This is a genomic window from Paracoccus spongiarum, assembly GCF_030732095.1.
Lineage (GTDB): Bacteria > Pseudomonadota > Alphaproteobacteria > Rhodobacterales > Rhodobacteraceae > Paracoccus > Paracoccus spongiarum.
Window position 1 is genome coordinate 1 of record NZ_JAVAMQ010000078.1, and the last position, 715, is coordinate 715.

Consider the following 715-nt stretch of genomic DNA (forward strand, 5'->3'; position numbering starts at 1 on the left):
GTGGTGTAATTTCTGCGCCTTCATCGGTGTAATCCCGGGTGGCCATCGAGGTGTATGGTCGAGGTGGAGTTTCGACGCTTCAACCACGAACCTTACGGAGACCCCGATGACCAAATCCAACATGGACCTGTCCGAGCTTCTGGCCAAGCATGATCAGGGCGACTTTCTGCGCGGCATTGCCGAAGCCGTCCTTCAACTGATCATGGAGAGCGATGTCGACGGGCTGATCGGCGCCGGACGGCATGAACGCAGCGGTGAGCGCACGACTTGGCGGAACGGGTATCGAGAGCGCGCTCTCGATACCCGTTTGGGCACCTTGAACCTGCGGGTGCCGAAGCTCAGGCAGGGCAGTTACTTTCCCGGCTTCCTGGAGGCGCGCAAAACCTCGGAGCAGGCGCTGGTCGCGGTGATCCAGGAAGCCTGGATCGGTGGCGTCTCGACCCGCCGCGTGGACGAGCTGGTGCAGGCCATGGGGCTATCGGGCATCTCCAAGAGCACGGTATCGAAGCTGTGCAAGGATATCGACGAGCGGGTCGGCGAGTTCCTGAACCGACCGCTGACCGGCGATTGGCCCTATCTCTGGCTGGACGCTAGCTACCTGAAGGTGCGCCAGGGCGGCCGCATCGTGCCGGTCGCAGCGATAATCGCCGTGGCAGCCAACACCGAGGGGCGCAGAGAAATCATCGGCCTGGGCATTGGTCCGTCCGAAGCCGAA

Annotated in this window: 1 protein-coding gene; it reads left to right on the forward strand. The window is 62.5% G+C overall.

The features are described from left to right. Positions 1–106 precede the first annotated feature (106 nt). Positions 107–715: IS256 family transposase (locus Q5Y72_RS19765; protein ID WP_305965093.1), on the forward strand; the 609-nt coding region annotated here is incomplete at its 3' end.